At 44.4% G+C, this 19,079-nt stretch carries 20 protein-coding genes; 9 read left to right on the top strand and 11 right to left on the bottom strand.

What is annotated here, in order from left to right; genetic code table 11:
• Nucleotides 1-53 precede the first annotated feature (53 nt).
• Complete coding sequence (rsfS, locus tag DYU05_RS19270; protein ID WP_117384791.1) at nt 54-428, bottom strand: ribosome silencing factor; 375 nt, start codon at nt 426-428, stop codon at nt 54-56.
• Nucleotides 429-520: 92 nt separating this feature from the next.
• On the opposite strand from rsfS, the gene DYU05_RS19265 reads away from it, so the two are divergent.
• The 4 genes from DYU05_RS19265 (at nt 521) to pfkA (ending at nt 4,597) form a co-directional block, all read left to right on the top strand.
• Nucleotides 521-1,252 (top strand): biotin--[acetyl-CoA-carboxylase] ligase, encoded by a 732-nt coding sequence (locus tag DYU05_RS19265; protein WP_235854066.1) that lies wholly within the window; start codon nt 521-523, stop codon nt 1,250-1,252.
• Nucleotides 1,249-1,701: a protein-disulfide reductase DsbD N-terminal domain-containing protein gene (locus DYU05_RS19260; RefSeq protein WP_117384789.1), complete on the top strand. Its 453-nt coding sequence runs from the start codon at nt 1,249-1,251 to the stop codon at nt 1,699-1,701. Before DYU05_RS19265 ends, DYU05_RS19260 begins: the two co-directional genes overlap by 4 nt.
• A 16-nt stretch (nt 1,702-1,717) precedes the next feature.
• Nucleotides 1,718-3,442: a protein-disulfide reductase DsbD family protein gene (locus DYU05_RS19255; protein ID WP_117384788.1), complete on the top strand. Its 1,725-nt coding sequence runs from the start codon at nt 1,718-1,720 to the stop codon at nt 3,440-3,442.
• Nucleotides 3,443-3,619: 177 nt separating this feature from the next.
• Nucleotides 3,620-4,597 carry a 6-phosphofructokinase gene (gene pfkA, locus DYU05_RS19250; RefSeq protein WP_117384787.1) on the top strand — a complete coding sequence of 326 codons (978 nt, stop codon included), beginning with the start codon at nt 3,620-3,622 and terminating at the stop codon, nt 4,595-4,597.
• Nucleotides 4,598-4,878: 281 nt separating this feature from the next.
• Here pfkA and DYU05_RS21250 read toward each other — a convergent pair whose 3' ends face one another.
• From DYU05_RS21250 to DYU05_RS19240, 3 genes are all read right to left on the bottom strand, one after another.
• Nucleotides 4,879-5,922 carry an SPFH domain-containing protein gene (locus DYU05_RS21250; protein WP_205771933.1) on the bottom strand — a complete coding sequence of 348 codons (1,044 nt, stop codon included), beginning with the start codon at nt 5,920-5,922 and terminating at the stop codon, nt 4,879-4,881.
• A 6-nt stretch (nt 5,923-5,928) separates the two neighbouring features.
• Nucleotides 5,929-6,759 carry a hypothetical protein gene (locus DYU05_RS21245; RefSeq protein WP_205771931.1) on the bottom strand — a complete coding sequence of 277 codons (831 nt, stop codon included), beginning with the start codon at nt 6,757-6,759 and terminating at the stop codon, nt 5,929-5,931.
• 146 nt (nt 6,760-6,905) lie between these two features.
• On the bottom strand, nt 6,906-8,636 hold the full coding sequence (locus DYU05_RS19240; protein WP_117384786.1) for a PAS domain S-box protein: 1,731 nt from the start codon (nt 8,634-8,636) through the stop codon (nt 6,906-6,908).
• Between the two features lie 196 nt (nt 8,637-8,832).
• Here DYU05_RS19240 and DYU05_RS19235 point away from each other — a divergent pair, with 196 nt between their 5' ends.
• The 4 genes from DYU05_RS19235 to DYU05_RS19220 all read left to right on the top strand — a co-directional run bounded on the left by DYU05_RS19235 (nt 8,833) and on the right by DYU05_RS19220 (nt 12,111).
• Nucleotides 8,833-9,360 (top strand): 30S ribosomal protein S16, encoded by a 528-nt coding sequence (locus tag DYU05_RS19235; RefSeq protein ID WP_117384785.1) that lies wholly within the window; start codon nt 8,833-8,835, stop codon nt 9,358-9,360.
• Between the two features lie 117 nt (nt 9,361-9,477).
• The gene (gene rimM / locus DYU05_RS19230; protein WP_117384784.1) at nt 9,478-10,008 is read left to right on the top strand and encodes a ribosome maturation factor RimM; all 531 of its coding nucleotides are present in this window, start codon (nt 9,478-9,480) and stop codon (nt 10,006-10,008) included.
• Nucleotides 10,009-10,173: 165 nt separating this feature from the next.
• Nucleotides 10,174-11,565 carry a LutB/LldF family L-lactate oxidation iron-sulfur protein gene (locus DYU05_RS19225; protein ID WP_117384783.1) on the top strand — a complete coding sequence of 464 codons (1,392 nt, stop codon included), beginning with the start codon at nt 10,174-10,176 and terminating at the stop codon, nt 11,563-11,565.
• Nucleotides 11,566-12,111: a dihydrofolate reductase family protein gene (locus DYU05_RS19220; protein ID WP_117384782.1), complete on the top strand. Its 546-nt coding sequence runs from the start codon at nt 11,566-11,568 to the stop codon at nt 12,109-12,111. It begins immediately after the preceding gene.
• Here the strand turns inward: DYU05_RS19220 and DYU05_RS19215 are convergent.
• A complete protein-coding gene (locus tag DYU05_RS19215) occupies nt 12,108-12,962 on the bottom strand; it encodes a DUF4198 domain-containing protein (RefSeq protein WP_117384781.1) in 855 nt (284 codons plus the stop codon). The genes DYU05_RS19220 and DYU05_RS19215 overlap by 4 nt on opposite strands.
• Nucleotides 12,963-13,017: 55 nt before the next feature.
• On the opposite strand from DYU05_RS19215, the gene DYU05_RS19210 reads away from it, so the two are divergent.
• Nucleotides 13,018-14,994, top strand: a complete 1,977-nt coding sequence (locus DYU05_RS19210; protein ID WP_117384780.1) for an alpha-ketoacid dehydrogenase subunit alpha/beta — start codon at nt 13,018-13,020, stop codon at nt 14,992-14,994.
• 22 nt (nt 14,995-15,016) lie between these two features.
• Here DYU05_RS19210 and DYU05_RS19205 read toward each other — a convergent pair whose 3' ends face one another.
• The 6 genes from DYU05_RS19205 to gcvH form a co-directional block, all read right to left on the bottom strand.
• Entirely contained in the window at nt 15,017-15,628 is a 612-nt protein-coding gene (locus DYU05_RS19205) for a SprT-like domain-containing protein (RefSeq protein WP_117384779.1), read from the bottom strand.
• A 54-nt stretch (nt 15,629-15,682) separates the two neighbouring features.
• Nucleotides 15,683-17,797 carry a ferrous iron transport protein B gene (gene feoB, locus DYU05_RS19200; protein ID WP_117384778.1) on the bottom strand — a complete coding sequence of 705 codons (2,115 nt, stop codon included), beginning with the start codon at nt 17,795-17,797 and terminating at the stop codon, nt 15,683-15,685.
• A 13-nt stretch (nt 17,798-17,810) separates the two neighbouring features.
• A complete protein-coding gene (locus tag DYU05_RS19195; protein ID WP_117384777.1) occupies nt 17,811-18,026 on the bottom strand; it encodes a FeoA family protein in 216 nt (71 codons plus the stop codon).
• 79 nt (nt 18,027-18,105) lie between these two features.
• Nucleotides 18,106-18,240 (bottom strand): hypothetical protein, encoded by a 135-nt coding sequence (locus DYU05_RS21450; protein WP_262511264.1) that lies wholly within the window; start codon nt 18,238-18,240, stop codon nt 18,106-18,108.
• The gene (locus DYU05_RS19190) at nt 18,227-18,547 is read right to left on the bottom strand and encodes a VanZ family protein (protein WP_165852112.1); all 321 of its coding nucleotides are present in this window, start codon (nt 18,545-18,547) and stop codon (nt 18,227-18,229) included. The genes DYU05_RS21450 and DYU05_RS19190 overlap by 14 nt, the downstream gene beginning before the upstream one ends.
• Before the next feature lie 74 nt (nt 18,548-18,621).
• Nucleotides 18,622-19,002: a glycine cleavage system protein GcvH gene (gcvH, locus tag DYU05_RS19185; protein WP_117384775.1), complete on the bottom strand. Its 381-nt coding sequence runs from the start codon at nt 19,000-19,002 to the stop codon at nt 18,622-18,624.
• Between the last annotated feature and the right edge of the window lie 77 nt (nt 19,003-19,079).

The raw sequence follows: 19,079 nt of genomic DNA, 5'->3' as shown, positions 1-19,079 counted from the left end.
TAAGCTCATTCAGTCAATCAATAATTTTAGAGGTATATATATTTACGAGCTTATTAAGCGCTTTTGAAGCTTTTAATTTCAGCATCACCCCAAAGGTCTTCAACACCATAATACTCACGTTTATCGGTCCTGAAGATGTGTACTACCACGTCAACATAATCCAGCAATATCCACTCGCCGTACTCCAGGCCTTCTTTGCGCCATGGTTCTGTTTGTATAGCTTTAAAGATCTCGTCTTCTACGCTGTTTGCAATTGCTTTAACTTGTGTGGCAGAATCGGCATGGCAAATCACAAAATAATCTGCCACCGAGCTTTTAATATTTCGCAGGTCAAGCCTTACGAGTTCGTTCCCCTTTTTTTCCTGCATGCCATGTATAGCCAATTCAGATATGTAAGTGGATTCATTTATCACTTTACTTTTTACCATCAAAAAGATTTAGTTTTGAACGATTTCGGTTTTTAATTTATTATACGTTGCAAAATAACATATTTTCAGGATTATTTGTTGGACAAAATTTAGTGTCACTTAAAGAAGTTGACTCTACCAACAATTACCTAAAAGATATGCTGTCAAATTCCAAGCCAGTACCCGAGGGGACAGTCATTATGGCAGAGACCCAGTTTGCTGGCCGCGGGCAGCAAAATAACGTTTGGCATGCTCAGCCTGGCAAAAATCTCACCTTTAGCTTATTGCTTAAACCCTCTTTTATATCTCCACAACAACAGTTTGACCTTACAAGAGCAATTAGCTTAGGTGTTTATGACGCTTTATACCCCCTGTTGCGTGACAGATTAAAGATAAAATGGCCAAATGATATTTACTTTGGCGACAGGAAACTAGGCGGAATGCTGATTGAAAATATGATACAAGGCGGACAAATCAAGAGTTCGGTAATTGGCATTGGCATAAATGTTAACCAGGATAACTTTCCTGTCGAGTCAGGCGCTCCAGTTTCCATTCGCCAGATATTACAAAGGGATTATGAATTGCAGCAGATATTATCGCAAATTTGCAGCCATATAGAGGGCTGGTACCTTAAACTGAAAGCCGGAAACTTAACTTTTATAAGGGAAAAGTATTTGGCTTGCTTGTACCGTTTAAACGAAGAGCATCTATTCAGGTCAAACAACCAGGTTTTTACCGGCGAGATAACCGGAGCAACGGTTATAGGGCAATTGGTTGTACTAAGCAACGGTGAAGAGAAGCTTTATAACTTAAAAGAGATAGAATTTTTAAATAAAGACAAATGAAGAAATTATTGTTAGCGGTTGTAGCCGTTCTAATGGCATTTGGAGCTAAAGCACAGATTGAAAATCCGGTTAGGTGGTCTTATGCGGCCAAGAAGGTTAGCGCAACTGAAGCTGTGGTATATCTGAAAGCGACGATTGATAAAGATTGGCATATCTACTCCCAAACGGTTAAGGATGGTGGACCGGTGAAAACCAGTTTCACTTTCAGTCCTTCTAAAGAATACACACCAATAGGTAAAACTATTGAGCCAGCTCCTATATCTAAATTTGAGAAAGTATTCGGGATGAATGTTGGTTATTTTGAGAACTCCGTAGTATTCCAGCAAAAGGTAAAATTGAAATCTGCAAAGGCCGCTGCTGTAAAAGGTAAGTTGGAGTACATGGTTTGCAATAATTCTAAGTGCCTTCCGCCGGAAGAGGTAGAATTCTCCATTCCTTTAGGTAAATAACATTTAGCATACTTTGATGAAGGCACACGACAGCCGCAACCTTTTGCGTAAAGCATTATTATTTCTATCGGTAATAATTTTACTTGGGGCATTTATCCCAAACGCGGTATCTGCTCAGCAAAAAGCAGCTGATACTGCCGGTCTTAACTTTACTGATATACCAACCGCAGCTGATAGTATTGCCATTCGAAAGAAAGCAGCTGACTCTATCGCAACAGTAAAGGCACCATCTATTGAGAAGTCTTTGAAAACTGTAGCGGGAACATCTAAGGAGGTTCCAAAATCACTATGGCAGATATTTCTCGAAGGATTTTTAGGTGGGCTTGCAGCTATTATAATGCCTTGTATTTATCCTTTATTGCCACTAACAGTTAGCTTTTTTACCAAGAAAGCCGGTAACCGAGCAAAAGGAATTGCGCATTCAGTGATTTATGGCTTGTCGATAATTATAATTTATGTCGCCCTCGGCTTAATTATTACTTTGTTGTTCGGATCAGATGCGCTTAATGCGCTGGCAAGTAATGGGGTGTTCAACATCTTTTTCTTTTTACTGCTGGTGGTATTTGCTATATCGTTCCTTGGTGCTTTCGAAATTACGTTGCCTAGTTCGCTAGCCAACAAGCTCGACCAAAATTCTGACAAAGGTGGCTTAGCCGGAATATTTTTTATGGCCGCCACACTTGTGGTGGTATCATTTTCGTGTACAGGCCCTATCATAGGCACATTGCTTGTCGAAGCGGCATCTAAAGGACATCGTCTTGCCCCAGCAATAGGTATGTTCGGGTTTTCTTTTGCTTTAGCTTTGCCGTTTACCATTTTTGCCCTTTTTCCATCCATGTTAAAGAGCCTGCCAAAATCTGGTGGATGGTTAAACAGTGTTAAGGTCGTACTTGGTTTTTTAGAACTGGCATTTGCACTGAAATTTTTATCTAACGTAGATCTGGCTTACCACTGGAATCTTTTTCATCGTGAAATATTTTTATCCTTATGGATAACTATAGGTGTGCTGCTCGGCTTATATATTTTAGGAAAGCTAAAGTTCTCGCACGATAGTGAGGTGCCATATGTAACAATACCACGGCTGTTTTTTTCTATAATAGTTTTTGCGTTTGTTGTTTACATGGTCCCAGGCCTTTGGGGAGCGCCTTTAAAATCTATAAGCGCTTTTCTGCCTCCCGAGGGAACGCAGGACTTCAATTTATCCCAATTACCTGATTCAGGGGCTACCTCAAGTGGGAGCACTGCGGTGACGTCTAGCATAAAAGAGCGTAAATATGCCAGTAACTATATCAGCAACAAAATCAGAGGGCTTGATCCGTGGTATGATTACGACCAGGCGTTACAAGTTTCTAAGGAATTACACAAGCCAATATTGATTGACTTTACAGGTTTTGTTTGCGTGAATTGTCGCAAAATGGAGGCAGATGTATGGTCTGATAAAGAGGTTTTTAAGAAGATAAAAAACGACTTTATTTTGCTTCAGCTGTTTGTTGATGACAAAGCCGATCTTGCTCCTGAGGATGTATTTGTATCAAGTTATAGTGGAAAGAAAATCACAACCATTGGAGCTAAATGGAGCGATATGGAAGCATCAAGATTTAATTCCAACTCGCAACCTAATTATGTAATAATGGATGGAAACGGAACTGTCTTAGTCCCGGCTCAGGGGGCAAATTATAGCGTGGATAACTATTTAAAATTTTTAGATAGCGGCCTCAAAGCTTACAATGCTGCCAAATAATCTGTACGAGTAACAGTTAATCTCAAAGCAATCTCAATTCTACAGGTCAGGTTTGACAAAAAAATGTAAATTTGCGCGACTTTTAAACGCTGCATAGTATACAGCTATGCTGATTAATGGCGTTTAAGGGTTAGGTAAATTAATCATTTATAAGCTATTGAGCGTTTTCCCCAGCAAATGACGCAAATCAAAAAAATAGGACTTTTTACTTCAGGAGGCGATGCACCCGGAATGAATGCTGCCATAAGGGCAGTGGTACGTTCTGCGCAATACTATAATATTGAAGTTATTGGTATTCGCCGAGGATATGAAGGCATGATAAATGGTGAGTTCATACCAATGGACGTTAAATCTGTTGCTAACATTATACAGCGTGGTGGCACCATATTGAAGACCGCACGCAGTGAGCAATTCCGTACACCGGAAGGCCGCAGGTTAGCTTACGATCAGCTAAAGCGTAACGAAATTGACGGACTTGTTGCTATTGGTGGTGATGGTACATTTACCGGTGCGCGCATATTCGGCAATGAGTTTGATGTGCCTGTTGTAGGTTTACCCGGTACCATTGATAATGACCTTTACGGAACCGATTTTACCATTGGTTACGACACTGCTATAAACACCGTTATAGACGCCGTAGATAAAATACGCGATACTGCTGAGTCTCACGACCGTGTGTTTATTGTAGAGGTTATGGGCCGCGACTGTGGTTTAATTGCGCTGCGTACTGGTATCGCATCTGGTGCTGAGGCTATTATGATCCCTGAGACTAAGCGTGATCTTGACGCGTTGATGGACAAGCTGGAGAACGGCCGTAAGGATAAGTCATCTAAAATTGTTATCGTAGCAGAAGGCGAGGAAGCCGGCAATGCTTTTGAGATTGGCCATCAGGTGAAAGAAAAGTTCCCGAACTACGATACTCGCGTATCTATACTGGGGCACATACAACGTGGGGGCAAACCTACCTGTATGGACCGCGTATTGGCCAGCCGTATAGGTGTAGCAGCAGTAGAGGCGCTGCGCGACGGGCACCGTAATGAGATGATAGGCATCGTACATAACGAGATTTCTTACACACCGTTTGAGCATGCCTGCAAGCACAACGTAGAGATAAACGCTAACTTTTTAAAGATCGTAGAGATACTGTCCATTTAGCGCGGGTGTTCAAAAGTGTTCACGTTTTTTTGTGCCGCGGGCATTTTGAACACTTTTAAGTTACCAGCAATAAAAGGCTTCTAAACGCATCAATTTGGCGGTTTTTGCCTTGATTTTGATGCGGGAACCTTCAAAAACCACACGTAAAAAACAGGCTATTTTAAATTTTATTTGCAAGTAATAGTATAAACTACAGGTATAATTTAGGCCTGGTTGAGGACTAAAAAAGAGCGGCTGATCCCATGTGGTCAGCCGCTCTTTTTGCTTTCTGTAAATAGTGGTTAGATGGCTTCCGGCTTTTTAGCTTCGCTTTCGCGCTGTAGTTTCTTCAGCATCTCGTTGCCTATAAGGGCATCTATCATACCACCGCTGCCGCCGTCTTTGCCGCTCACCAGAATTTCCGGTACCAGTTTTACGCCGTTGCTGGCAAGCGCTTCGGCTACGCGTACTATGGCATATTGCTCGGTACCCATCGCTTCGGTTTTTTGCTTAGTCACTTCAGCTTCTGCCAAACCTACGGCTTTAATCTTACCGGCTTCCGCGTTACCGTTTACTTCGGTTGCTGCGGCATCGGCTTTCGCGTTGATAGTTTTGGCCTCCGCATCCGCTTTGGCGATAATGGTTTTATTTTCCGCATCTGCCTTAGCATTAATAATGCGCGATTCCGCGTCACCCTTCGCTGCAGCCACTTTTGAAGCCGCCATCTGGGTGTTTATTTCTACCTGGCGGGTAGATTTTACAACCTCCGGCTGCATATCGGCACCTGCCTTAGCGCTTTCAAACTCTTTACGTTCTATCTGTGCGCTTTTTTGTATCTCGTAGGTAACACGTTCCTGCTCGGCTATCTTACGGTCTGTCAAAGTGCGCATTAAAGCTTCCGGTGGCACAATATCGCCAATCAGCGTGTCCACGCCCTCAACGTTATAGTCGGCCAGTACTTTGCCTATCTGTGCACGGGCATCTTCCTGTCTTTGTGAACGGTTGGTGAGGAACTCTATCACACCGCTCTTTTGTGCCGAGTTACGGAAATAGTTGGCAATGGTAGGCTCAAGCACCTGCGATACCAGATTTTTCATGTTACCAAACCTCGCGATAACTTTCGGCGCTTCGTTACGCGGTATGTGGATGATCTGTGACACGTCCAAATTAAAGGTAAAACCATCTGATGAACGTACACTGATGGTACACAGGTTCTTATCCAGCTCATGCGACTCGGTTCGGCTGTTGGCCCAGTTAAGCACTATGTTGGTGGTTGGTACAATCTCTACCGTATGGGTGTAAATGTTTACCGGGTGCTTGCCGGGGTCCAGGGGCTCGTCCCACACGCCTTTTTAAAATTTCTTTACAATGTTACCATGAGTAAAGCCTATGCCGCTGGTATCAGTGCCTTCCGGACCTACAAAGGAGTTTACTACGCCTACATAACCAATATGGATGTGTATCATTTCCACCTGTTCAACAATAGCAAACCACGGGTTAAGGTAATAGGTACCTGCCAGTATAACATCTTCCTGCAGGCCTTTTTTACCGCCAGATTGAATGAACGCCATCGGGTCCTGGTAGTTACGGTGACCGGCAACAGATCCGCCGGCAATTTCACCTTTGTCAAGCGGCTCGCCGTCAAGCGTGGTTACAATACCTACCTTATTTTCCTGTATACGGGTGATAGGCACCATTTCTATTTCGAACAAAAAGGTGTTGATACGATAGCTACCTGGTGTAAGGAAAGCTGCCTGGGGGCCTTTTTGGCCATTGTTTTCCAGGAACGCCTGCGCATCCTGAAACTTATCGCACGCTACTGGTTTGCCTAACACACGGCCGGTATCCATAGGTGCGCCGTCTTTAGCTTTTACCAGGCCCAGTTTGTCTTGCGGAATAACTGTAAAGTGCTCCATGGTAATGGTGTATTGCCATGGCCATAAGCGCCAGTACAAACCCGGGGCAAGGGGTTTTGCCTGCATACCGGCCTCGCCCTGTATGGCTATAATGCGGCCGTCGGGCAGCCGCTTATCGCCATAGAGCGTAAATTTTTTAACAACCAAACCAATGCGGTCATCAGGAACGATGATCATACCAAAAAAAACTTGCAGTACAAATTTGTACGCCAGGAGGGCGGCAACAAGCGGCAGCACCCACCAGAATTGGAGGATAGAATCAGACATTTTGAAAGTAATTTGATTTTAACGGGGCCCTTAAGGTGCGGGCTCCTCACAAAAACTTATAGCTTTATGAGACCTTGGCTATATAGCGATTATAAGATAGCCGGCTAGTGTAATTGTTACACAAAATCGAAAAAATTTCGGCTGATTTAGACCAGTTTGTCGGTGAAAGTATTATCAACAATCAGGCGTATCACTTTGTCTATTTCTTTACCTACATCTACAAGGTAACGTATGGTTTGCTCGTTCTCGGGATTGTCAAACCGGTTAAGGTCAATCAGGCTTAGTAAACCCAGCATGCTGGCAACGGGCCGCCTCAGTTCATGCGAGCTTAGGTTGGCAATTTGTTTTAAACGCTCATTTTGGAGTATTATCTCGTTCTCGTACTCCAGCCGTTGAGTAATATCGTGTGCAAAACAACCTACGCCTGCTATTAATCCTTCGTCATTAAAAATGGGGCTGAAATTTATCTCATAATAAACATCGTTCCCGCTTTCCGGGTCAATCGCATTGTTTACAACATCAAAGCGGTCGCCATTGAATGCCCTGGCGTAATAGCCCTTCCACTGTTCGGCTATAGCACCGGGGTAGCCATAATAGCTAACTTTCTGCCCGTCGGCAGGCCTTTGCCCGGTTGCTTTTTCGAGATTATTTTTAAATGCGTTATTGGTATAGATGTAGCACCCGGAGGTATCTATAGACCATATCAGGTCATCAATATTGTTGATCAGCGACTCCAGGTTCCTCCGTGCTCGGTTTAGCTCTTCTTCTGTTGTACGCTGTGTAGTTATATCCCGTATGAAAACGGTAAGCCCATCTGTAGAAGCATATATTGTAGACCGCAACCATTTTTTTAATGGCGTAAAGTAAGTACTAAAGTGCACTGTCTGCAGGTTTTCGGCCGCTTTGCGGTAAGCACTTTCAAATTCTGTATTTACAAAAAAGGGGAATACGTCCCATAATACGCCACCTATTATATTGTGCCTGCCTGTGTGCATCAATTCTTCAAACGCCGGGTTTGTTCTGATGAACCGCCAGTCCTTATCAACTATAAAAAAGCCATCTGTAACGCTTTCAATAAAGTTTTCCAGCCGGGTAGCTGCCTGCGCTGCCTGTTCTTCCATTTCTACCCGCTGGCTAATGTCCTGCCCCACGCCTTGTATCTCGGTAACCTCGCCATTTTGGTTTGTTACTGCAATAAACTCCCATTCAGACGGATGCCTGGCACCGGTTTTATCCAGCTTGCTGCGTATAAGCGTTATCAACTCGCCGGGTTGGGCAAGGCAACGCTCAAAGGCCCGCTGGCAGCGTTCCATATCTTCTGGTGCGGTATTAATGGAAAAGTGCTGGCCTAAAAGTTCCTCAGAGCAGTACCCGAATACCTGGCAGTAGCGCCTGTTTACAAAGGTGAAATGGCCTTTGTTGTCTAGCCGTATCAAAAAGTTGGTTTGGGAGTTGATGAGCGATAGCAGGAACTGTTCGCGTTTAAGCGCATCCTCTTCGGTTTGCCCTGCAACCGACAAAGATGCATCGCCCGTATGCTCGTTTATTATACTCATTACTATGCGGCTGCCAGTTGCACCGTCGTAGTACATGTTTCGTCTTTCGCTTATATAACGCGTTTCTCCGGTATTGCCATGCACAAGGCGATAGCTGATATCAAGGCTATTGTTAATGGTTATCTGCTGATAAGAGGCGTTAACCCTTTCCAGATCTGCCGGGTGTACCAGCTGTAACCAGAAATCCTGTACGCTTATTGAGGTGCCTTGCTTAAACCCTGCAAGTTCTCCCAGGTATGGCCCAATAGTAAGGTGTTGTTGCTTATCAAGATCGTAAGCAACAACGCATTCGCTTATTACCGGTAAAGTAAGCTGCTCCATACCATTGCGGGTTTAGTATATCTAAATTAATAACTTGTTAAGGTAATTGTTTGTGGGGAGTTTAACAAATTACGCTATCTGTAAAAGTACAATCAAAGTATTAATAGTAAGGGTTTTAATTTTTAATAAATATGATTACCTTTGCGTCCCCGCAGAAAGAACTCCGGGGACAATGTTGAATACATAAAATAAAAGAATGGCAACTAAGATCAGACTGCAAAGACACGGTAAAAAAGGTAAGCCTTTTTACTACATTGTAGTGGCAGACGCCCGCGCACCACGCGACGGCCGTTTTATCGAGCGTGTAGGTTCATACAACCCAAACACCAACCCTGCTACTATCGAAATTAATTTTGACAAAACCTTCGAGTGGGTGAACAATGGCGCGCAGCCAACTGACACCTGTCGTGCAATACTTTCTTACAAAGGGGTATTATACAAAAAACACTTACAGGGTGGTGTTACTAAAGGTGCTTTAACCCAGGAGCAGGCAGATGCTAAATTTGCTGAATGGACCGAGCAAAAACAAGGTAAGATCACTGGTAAGAAAACCGGCCTTACATCTGCAAAAGAAGAAGCCCGCAAAGCTGCTTTAGCTGCAGAAGCTAAAAAGAAAGAAGACAGGGCTGCTGCAATAGCTGCTAAGAACGCTCCTGTTGCTGAAGAAGAAGCTCCTGCTGAAGAAGCAGCTGCTACTGAAACTGAGGCAGAAAGCGCTGAATAATATTGATTATTTGAGTCAAGAACAATATTAGATTTGGTTATCTTAACTTGAATCTAAAATCTACCCAATGGCGAAGCACCTAACAGTCTTCGCCATTGTTGTTTAAAAACAATACGCATGAGCAATACCACTGAGCATTTTAAAATAGGGACGATACTGAAGACCAAGGGCCTAAAAGGTGAAATGGTTTTTTATGTTGATTTTGAGGATACTGAAAAGATTAAACTTACTTCTGTTTTTATTGACGTTGCCGGTAAACTGGTTCCTTATTTTGTAAGCTCAATTAAATATCTGCAAAAAAGCCAGGCCTATTTACAACTGGAGGATATAGACACAGTTGAAAAGGCATCGGTATTGGTAAAAAAAGATGTTTACGTATCTAACAAGCAAAAGCCTAAAAAGAAGAAAGAAGAGTTTACGCTAAAGGACCTGAAAGGCTTTTTGGCAGTAGATGAAACACACGGAGAACTTGGCGAGGTAACAGATATTATGGAGTACCCGCAACAGCTAATTGCAGCTGTTCAGTTCAAGGGAAAAGAAGTGTTGTTTCCGCTTAATGTGGAGATCATAAAAGGCATTGATGTTGAAGGGGAAGAGTTTTATGTGGACCTGCCCGAAGGGCTGCTTGATATTTATCTTGAATCATAAATACCCGGGCGCTTTTAACAGGCGCCTTTTTTGTTAATAGCGGTAAACAGATACATCATCCGCCGCTATGCTGCCGATCTGTTTTGCTTGTCAAAAAAGCGATGATTAAAGCGTTATTTTCAACACTTATTAAAAACTAACTGGCGTTTAATTACTTTCGCATATATGGGCAGTACCGCAGAGGAGTTTTTGGTAGCATCGGAGGAGAAAGCCTTTGAGATGGACCACCGGCGTATTATCAATTACAACATTGATAAATACGATACTGCTGTTACCCGCGGCCTTGCCAGGATGATAAACCTGGACCATTCTAAAAAGAAAGGCCATGCCATAAAGTGGAAGGTGATGGAGAACCTGGACAAGTTTTTGCCCGAGTTTGAAGCCAACTTTCAGAAGCGCGGCGGCAAGGTGATATGGGCAAACGATGCTGAAGAAGCAAACCGCGAGATACTTAACATTATCCAAAAAGCCGGCGCAAAAACGGTTATCAAATCCAAGTCGATGGCGACGGAGGAGATACACCTGAACGAGTTTTTAGAACAAAACCAGGTTGAGTCGGTAGAAAGCGACCTGGGCGAATACATAGTGCAGCTGCTTGGGCAGCCGCCTTACCATATTGTTACCCCGGCAATGCACCTCTCCAAAGAGGATATAGCAAAGCTGTTTAACGAACGATTTGGAACCCCGATAGACTCCACGCCCGAACAACTCACCCAAAAAGCGCGCGAACTGCTGCGCGACAAGTACCTGAGCGCAGACGTAGGGATAACGGGCGCCAACTTTTTAATTGCCGATACCGGCAGTATAGCCATTAGCGAGAACGAAGGTAATGCCCGGCTGACTACTTCGTTCCCTAAAATCCATATCGCTGTTGTTGGGATAGAAAAACTGATACCATCTATAACCGACCTTGATTTGTTTTGGCCAATGCTGGCTACCCATGGTACGGGGCAGAACTTAACCGTTTACAACACCATCCTGAGCGGCCCGCGCCAACCCAACGAAACTGACGGGCCCGACGAGATGTATGTTGTGCTGCTGGATAATGGCCGTACCAATTTGCTTGCCCAAAAGGAACAGCGGCAAGGCTTGTACTGTATACGCTGCGGGGCGTGCCTTAACGTATGCCCGGTATATAAGAACATTGGGGGCCATACTTATGATACTACTTACAGCGGGCCGATAGGATCTGTAATAACCCCGCACATGAAGGGTATGGAAGAGTTTAAACATTTGAGCTACGCCTCCAGCCTTTGCGGTAAGTGCACCGAAGTATGCCCGGTGAAAATAGACATACATAAAATGTTGCTGCTGAACAGGCGCGACGCGGTTAACGAAGGCATAGTGCCCAAAAAAGAAAAGTGGGGCTGGGCACTTTGGAAAAAAGGTATGCTGAAACGCAGCCTTACCGACTTCTTTAAAGGCAAAACAAAGAACTGGATGATGCGGACGTTCTTTAAGAAATCGTGGGGGCATTTCCGTGAGATGCCGCAGGTGGCAGAAAAATCGTTCAGCCAGCAATGGGCAGAGCGTAACCAGGCAGACAAAGAAGTTTAAATGCGAAAGATCATACTGAACGTAGCCGTTACACTCGACGGATTTATTGAAGGCCCTAACGGTGAGTACGATTGGTGCCTAACCGACCAAGATTATGGAATGGCCGCTTTCTTTGAAGAAACGGATGCGATTTTCATCGGCCGCAAAAGCTACGAACTGATTAAAGCAGAAGATTATAGCTTCCCGGGTAAAAAGATGTATGTGTTCTCGGACACGCTAACCCCGGGAAAAAACGAAGATGTTGAGGTTATCCCATCAACTAATTTCGATCATGCGATTGATGGCATCCTTAATGAGGCAGGTAAAAGCATCTGGATGTTTGGCGGGGCCAGTTTACTCTCGGCCTTTATAAAAAAGAACCTGGTTGCAGAAGTTTTGCTGTCCGTTCATCCCGTGATACTTGGGTCGGGAAAGCCACTGTTCGGCAACCTTGAGCAAAAGCTTGACCTGGAACTTATCAGCCAGCAAACGTACAACACTGGCCTTGTGCAATTACGTTATAGCATTAAGCCAAGGTTTAACATGGATATGCTTAACCTGCTTTAGTGCTTATCGCCAAAGCCAAACTCTTTGTAGGTATTTGGTAGCTCGTCGCGGTTGCTGAATGCAAAGGAGTAAGTTGCGCACCAGGTATCAAAATCGGCATCGTTTGTTTTAGAAGGGGCTATCTGTACGCAGCGGATCATGTAAATACCATCCCGGCTCGGGGTAAAGTTAAATACACCATCGGCATCTGTTTTAAACAAATCCTTGTGCACATTACCTGATGCCGATTTTATGTAAAGGCTCACATTGCCTTCCTTAAGCGGTTTCCCCTGGAAGTTTACAACAGCTGTAATATCGTCGCCGTAGCTTTTCTTGTAGGGGTTTTGTTTAAGCACAATTTCCAGTTCATCGCCGGTAACTTTGTTGTAATTACTGCCGCCGCCGTTATCAACACTAACCAGCGTCTTCAGGAAATAGCGGTATTTTTCAACCAGGTTAAGGCGAGTATCATCTTTTATTTTATCGGCAAGGTTATCGTACCCCTGCTTTTGCAGGTAAGCCACAAAGTCCTCGTGAGGTAATTCGTTCACTTCGGGTTTAAGCGTCATGCCGATAAGTACCAGCCCGTTGTTTGCAGGAGTATAGCTAAGTACCGGGGCAGCGCTGTCTTTAGCAACTTTTAGCAAGTCGGTAGGTTTAGAGCCGTCGTATATATTAAATTTGATCGTCTTTTTGGAATTGTAGCGGTCCTCGCCTTCTTTGGTAAAGTCGTCACCGCTAAGCAGGTGCACGCTTAATTTATCGCCTTTATGCAGGTAAAAGTTCTCAGGGAGCAGAAAGCTGTCAGGCGAGAATGCAACAAGGCCCGAGCCAACAAATAATACCAGCAGGATAACGTACAATTGCTTCATAGTAAATAGGAATGTTCAAACATACAAAGTTTTAAAAACTTCTTAGATTAGGGGTATGATTTTCGACCGTAAAAATATCGATAATGACGGTTTAATAACGTTTTACAAGAAACTATTATTGCCGCGTTTGGTCGAAGAGAAGATGCTGATCCTGCTGCGCCAGGGCCGCATATCCAAATGGTTCTCGGGTATTGGGCAGGAAGCTATTGCTGTAGGCAGTACGCTGGCCATGCAGCCTGATGAATACATCCTGCCCATGCACCGCAACTTGGGCGTATTTACCGCCCGAAATATCCCTATATCACGTTTAATGGCACAGTGGCAGGGCAAGATGTCCGGCTTTACACGGGGCCGCGATCGGTCTTTTCATTTTGGCACCCAGGAGTATAAGATAGTCGGGATGATCTCGCATTTGGGGCCGCAACTTGCCTTAGCTGACGGTATAGCACTGGCTGATAAACTTAGCGGGCAGCAGAAAGTGACATTGGTATACACCGGAGAAGGTGCCACCAGCGAAGGTGATTTCCACGAAGCACTTAATATCGCAGCGGTGTGGGATCTGCCCGTCATTTTTCTCGTAGAAAACAACGGCTATGCACTATCTACCCCTACTAACGAGCAATATCGGTGTGAAGCGTTAGCAGACCGGGCAATTGGTTATGGCATAGAGGGACGACGAATTAACGGTAACAACATATTGGAAGTTTATGATACTGTGAACGAACTGGCGCAGGATATGCGCCGGAAGCCGCGGCCGGCGTTGCTGGAGTGTATGACCTTCAGGATGCGCGGGCATGAAGAGGCATCCGGAACCAAGTATGTACCCCAGCACTTGTTTGAAGAGTGGCGGCAACATGATCCGCTGGATAATTTTGAGCAATACCTGCTGGATGAACAGGTACTCCGTAAGGAATGGGTGCCTTACCTGCGTGAGGAGTTCACAAAATTGATAGATATTGAGATAGAAAAGGTTTTTAACGAGCCTGATATTGTACCCCATGCTCAAACGGAGCTGAACTCAGTTTATCGTACGTATCACAAACCGGAACCTAAGCCGTATGAGGTACTATCAGGTAAAAGGTACATAGACGCTATTAGTGATGGACTAAGGCAAAGTATGCGGAAATACAGCAACCTGGTAATTATGGGGCAGGACATTGCTGAGTATGGTGGCGCATTTAAAATCACTCAGGGCTTTGTTGAAGAGTTTGGAAAAGAGCGGGTACGCAATACGCCAATCTGCGAGTCGGGTATTGTAGGTGCTGCCATGGGGCTTGCGCTAAATGGCTATAAGGCCGTGGTTGAAATGCAGTTTGCCGATTTTGTAAGCAGTGGGTTTAATCAGGTAGTAAACAATCTGGCAAAGACATACTATCGCTGGGGGCAGCATGTAGACGTGGTAATACGTATGCCTACCGGGGCGGGCACTGGTGCAGGGCCGTTTCATTCGCAATCCAACGAAGCCTGGTTTACTAAAACTCCCGGATTAAAAGTGGTATACCCGGCATTTCCTGATGATGCCAAAGGGCTGCTTATGTCGGCTATTGAAGATCCTAACCCGGTTATGTATTTTGAACATAAATATCTGTACCGTAGTACTACCGGCAATGTTCCGGACGATGATCACTATGTGGAGATAGGTAAGGCCAATATTGTAAGGAAGGGCACTAAAGCCAGTATTATCACCTACGGACTTGGCGTGCACTGGGCTATGGAGTATGCAGACAATCATCCGGAACAATCTATAGAGATATTGGATCTGCGGAGCTTGCAGCCGTGGGACAAAGAGGCGGTTGAAAAAACAGTAATGAAGACATCCAAAGTGCTGATATTGCATGAAGACACACTCACCAGCGGGTTCGGTGGTGAATTAGCTGCTTACATCGGTGAGCACTTGTTTAAATATCTTGACGCTCCTGTTATGCGCTGCGGAAGTCTTGACACGCCTATCCCTATGAACAAGGCACTGGAAGATCAATTCCTGGCAAAGGCCCGGTTGGAAGAGTTTATGGCCAGGTTACTCAGTTTTTAAGACCAGGGCCACTTTAGGCGCTTTAACCATCAATTAATTCCACCTCGGCAACAGGGCTGAACAGGTATACCCGCTTGCTGCTTACCTCTACGCATTTAAACCGTTTGCGCAGCTTTTCTCCCTTGCGAAATACCCTGCCGTCCTTCAACTTGAAAACGGCATTTACCCGCAGCTTTTCTACGGTATGTACATCTTCCTTCGGAGCGTCGTATTTTCTTAAGGAGCGATAAAGTGTAAGGTCTGAACAGCTGGACGCAGCCGGATTGTTAAGGTAACTTGTGATCGCTTGCTTAATATCGGCTGGGAAGACATCCTTTTCAAAAAAAGGCTGCATCATCCGCTTAAAGTTGCTTTTCCATTCGGTGCCGTGTGGCTTTGCTTTTTGCTTATGCTCGTTCCAGGTATGCAAATGCGCAAACTCGTGTACAGTTGTTACCAGGAAAGCGTAGGGATTAAGATCATAATTTACAGATATGCGGTGACCCTTACCACCGTAAGGTGCACGGTAATCGCCAAATTTGCTGTTACGGTTACGGGAGATCTTAAACTCACATTTAAAGTAATCTATCCAGCGGCCAATAAGAGGGGCCGCATCCGGTGGAAGATACTTTTCCAGAACTTTTACTTTATCCAATGTCTACCTCAGTATCAAAGATAATTAGAATAGCTTACAGACAAAAGCCCTGCGTTATTTTAGAAGGGTATATACCAAAAATGCAGCCCCATAAGCCAATACGGTCATGTACAGGAACTGTGCGGCCGGCCAGCGCCAGTTTTTTGTTTCGCGGTAAACCACGGCAACTGTGCTGGCACATTGCATGGCAAAAGCATAAAACATCATCAGGGAGAACGCTACTGCCATTGTAAACACCGGTTTGCCTGTTTGCGGATTACGGGCGTTCCGCATTTTGTCCTGTACAGAATCTATTCGGTCGGCATCACCTTCCACACTGTAAATGGTAGCCATTGTTCCTACGAAAACCTCGCGTGCCGCAAATGATGTAATTAGCGATATGCCTATTTTCCAGTCGAAGCCAAGCGGCTTTATTGCCGGCTCTATTGCATGCCCTAATACGCCGGCATAAGAGTTTTCGAGTTTTTCTGATGAGATAATCCGGTTCAGTTCGTCAGGTTTCACGTTGCCGGTATATTTGGGCGCGCTGTACTTTTGTTCAATCTTTTGGAAGCGGTCGCCCGGTCCGTAAGAAGATAATACCCAAAGGATAACAGATACTGCAATTATAACTTTGCCGGCTTCTAGCACAAAGGTCTTAGCACGATCGTACATAGAAAGCAACACGTTGTTCCACCGCGGCATACGATACACGGGCAGCTCCATAATAAAGTATCCACGCTCACGCGCTTTTAAAATATACTTCATTACAAATGCTACTACTATAGCCGATACCAGGCTGAGCAGGTACATGCCTGTTAGCGCAAGCCCTTGTAAGTTAAACAACCACCAAATGTTTCGGTTTGGCACTACAAGAGATATCAGCAATACGTAAACTGGCAAGCGTGCCGAGCAGGTTATAAGCGGCGTAACCATTATGGTTATCATCCTGTCTTTCCAGTTCTCTATTGTACGCGTACTCATAATAGAAGGCACCGCACAGGCAAAGCCTCCTATTAACGGCACAACAGATTTGCCATTAAGGCCTACCTTACGCATGATCTTATCCATCATGAACGTTACGCGGGCCATATAGCCGGTGTCCTCAAGGATAGAGATAAATGCAAACAGTATAGCTATCTGGGGAATAAATACCAGTACTCCGCTTAAACCGGCAACTACACCGTCTATAAGCAAATCCGCTACCGGGCCTGCTGGTAAAACGTTCCGCAGTATGCCTTCTAACCACACAAATAGATCTTCGATGAGCGACATGGGATAAGCCGACCACGCAAAGATGGACTGGAACATGAACAGCAGTACCCCAATGAATATTAAAAAGCCGAAAACTTTGTGTGTGAGTACACGGTCTATTTTATTGCTTATGCTTTCTTCGTGAGCTGTTTCGGGTGTTTTAACGGTATCGTACAGTACATCGTTGATGTAGTTGTACCGCGCTATGGTTTCAGTTGCCTGAGCTTTTTGCGAATGGAAATTATGTTTTTTCTCCAGTTCCTCTATCCGGTCGCTCTGCTGCGGTTTAAGAAACTTCAGCGTTTCGTGCTGGTGCGCCAGCTGCAAAGCAAAGTAGGGGTTGTCTGTATTTATCTCCTCAGCTATATCATCAATTAATGCTGGTGCCAGCGCGCGTACATCAATAGTATCTACCTGTAGTGCAAACTTGCTTACATATGAGATTGCTTTTTTCAGTTCATCTATGCCTTCGCTTTTACGTGCAGAAACCGGTACAACAGGCACTCCAAGCCTTGCCGACAGTAGATTAATATCAATCTGGATATTAGCTTTCTTTGCCATATCCATCATGTTAAGCGCGATTATTACAGGTATTTTAAGGTCAGCTACCTGCGTATATAGCAGCAGGTTACGTTTAAGATTGGTAGCATCAAGGATGATGACCACCATGTCAGGCGTTAATTCCGAATCTTTATCAGCTAAAACGCTAAATACAATAGATTCGTCGCGGCTTTTGGGATAAAGACTGTATGTTCCGGGAAGATCTACTATTTCGGCCTTGCGGCCATCAGGCAATTGAGAAAAGCCCACTTTCTTATCAACAGTAACGCCAGGGAAATTGCCTATTTTTTGGTTAAGGCCCGTTAGGGCGTTAAAAAGTGTTGATTTACCGGTATTGGGATTGCCTACGAGCGCTACTCTTATATCAACTTTCAATGGGCCAAAAGAACTACTGCAAAATTATTGTTGACGCTTCGAATTTGCGCAAACTTAATTGATAGCCGGAAACGTGAATAGCAATAGGGTCACCAAGTGGAGCTACCCGTGCTACAGTTATCTTTTCTCCGGGCAGGCAGCCCATTTCCATTAGTTTAACAGACATTTCAAGGTCAGTAAACTCTTTTACTGTACCTGCTTCTCCTACTGAAAGTTCTGATAAATTCATTCGCGTAAATTTGTACACAAATGTAAGCTTATTTAAAATAAATCCAAATAAGATTAGGGGGATTTTTTTAGATGATCGTCTACGATCTGTAAACTTTTTGGGTAGGCTTACGGGCGCCGAAATGCGGGCAACCACAATCTTTCTTAAAGATGCCGCATGACGAAACAACAACAGTGGCAAGTATGCCGAGCAGTATAATTTTAGCTGTTTTCATGATTTAATGCAGTTGCAGTTACCAATACGGCAAATATGCCCATGCAAGCACCAACAGTGTCGGCAAACAAGTCGGTAGCATCGCCGGTGCGCCAGGTAAATATATACATTTGTAATACTTCTATTAATGCACCATAGCTAATCAGCACAATGGTGTTCTTTATTGCTATCTCTATTCTCAAGCCCCGGGTTTTAAACCGCCTGATGCTGCCGAAGCAATAAAGCGTGGCGAGTACAAAGAACAATCCGCAATGCACCAGTTTATCAAACCCGGGAAAAAACCTTGGCGACTTATCTATCCCGCCCATAGGCAGGCTGCAAATAATCAAAATAAAGAGGGCCCACAAAATAGCGGGCCCGTAATATTTAAGCTTTCCGGTCATTAAACGCCAATTACGCCTTTATAATCGTCTGCTGATAATAACTCCTCAACCTCGGCAACGTTACTCAGTGTAATTTTTACCATCCAGCCGTCACCGTAAGGGTCGCTGTTTACCAATTCTGGCTGAGTATCTAACAGCGGGTTAATTTCAGCTACTGTACCATTTACCGGCATGAATAAGTCAGATACGGTTTTTACAGCCTCAACGGTGCCAAAAACAGCCTCTTTGGCAACATCCTGCCCAACAGTATTAATATCGATGTAAACAATGTCACCCAATTCGCCCTGAGCAAATTCGGTAATTCCTATAGTAGCAGTGTTGCCTTCAACCCTAATCCACTCGTGATCTTTCGTATACTTTAACTCGGCAGGAAAATTCATAATGTTGATTTTATATGTGTCAAAAATAACAAAACTTTGGCTATAACAATACTGCTGTTTAACAAGAATAAGCCGCC

The sequence above is a fragment of the Mucilaginibacter terrenus genome, assembly GCF_003432065.1.
Lineage (GTDB): Bacteria > Bacteroidota > Bacteroidia > Sphingobacteriales > Sphingobacteriaceae > Mucilaginibacter > Mucilaginibacter terrenus.
Note: the sequence above shows the minus strand (reverse complement) of the source record. Positions and strands in the feature narration are given on the sequence as shown.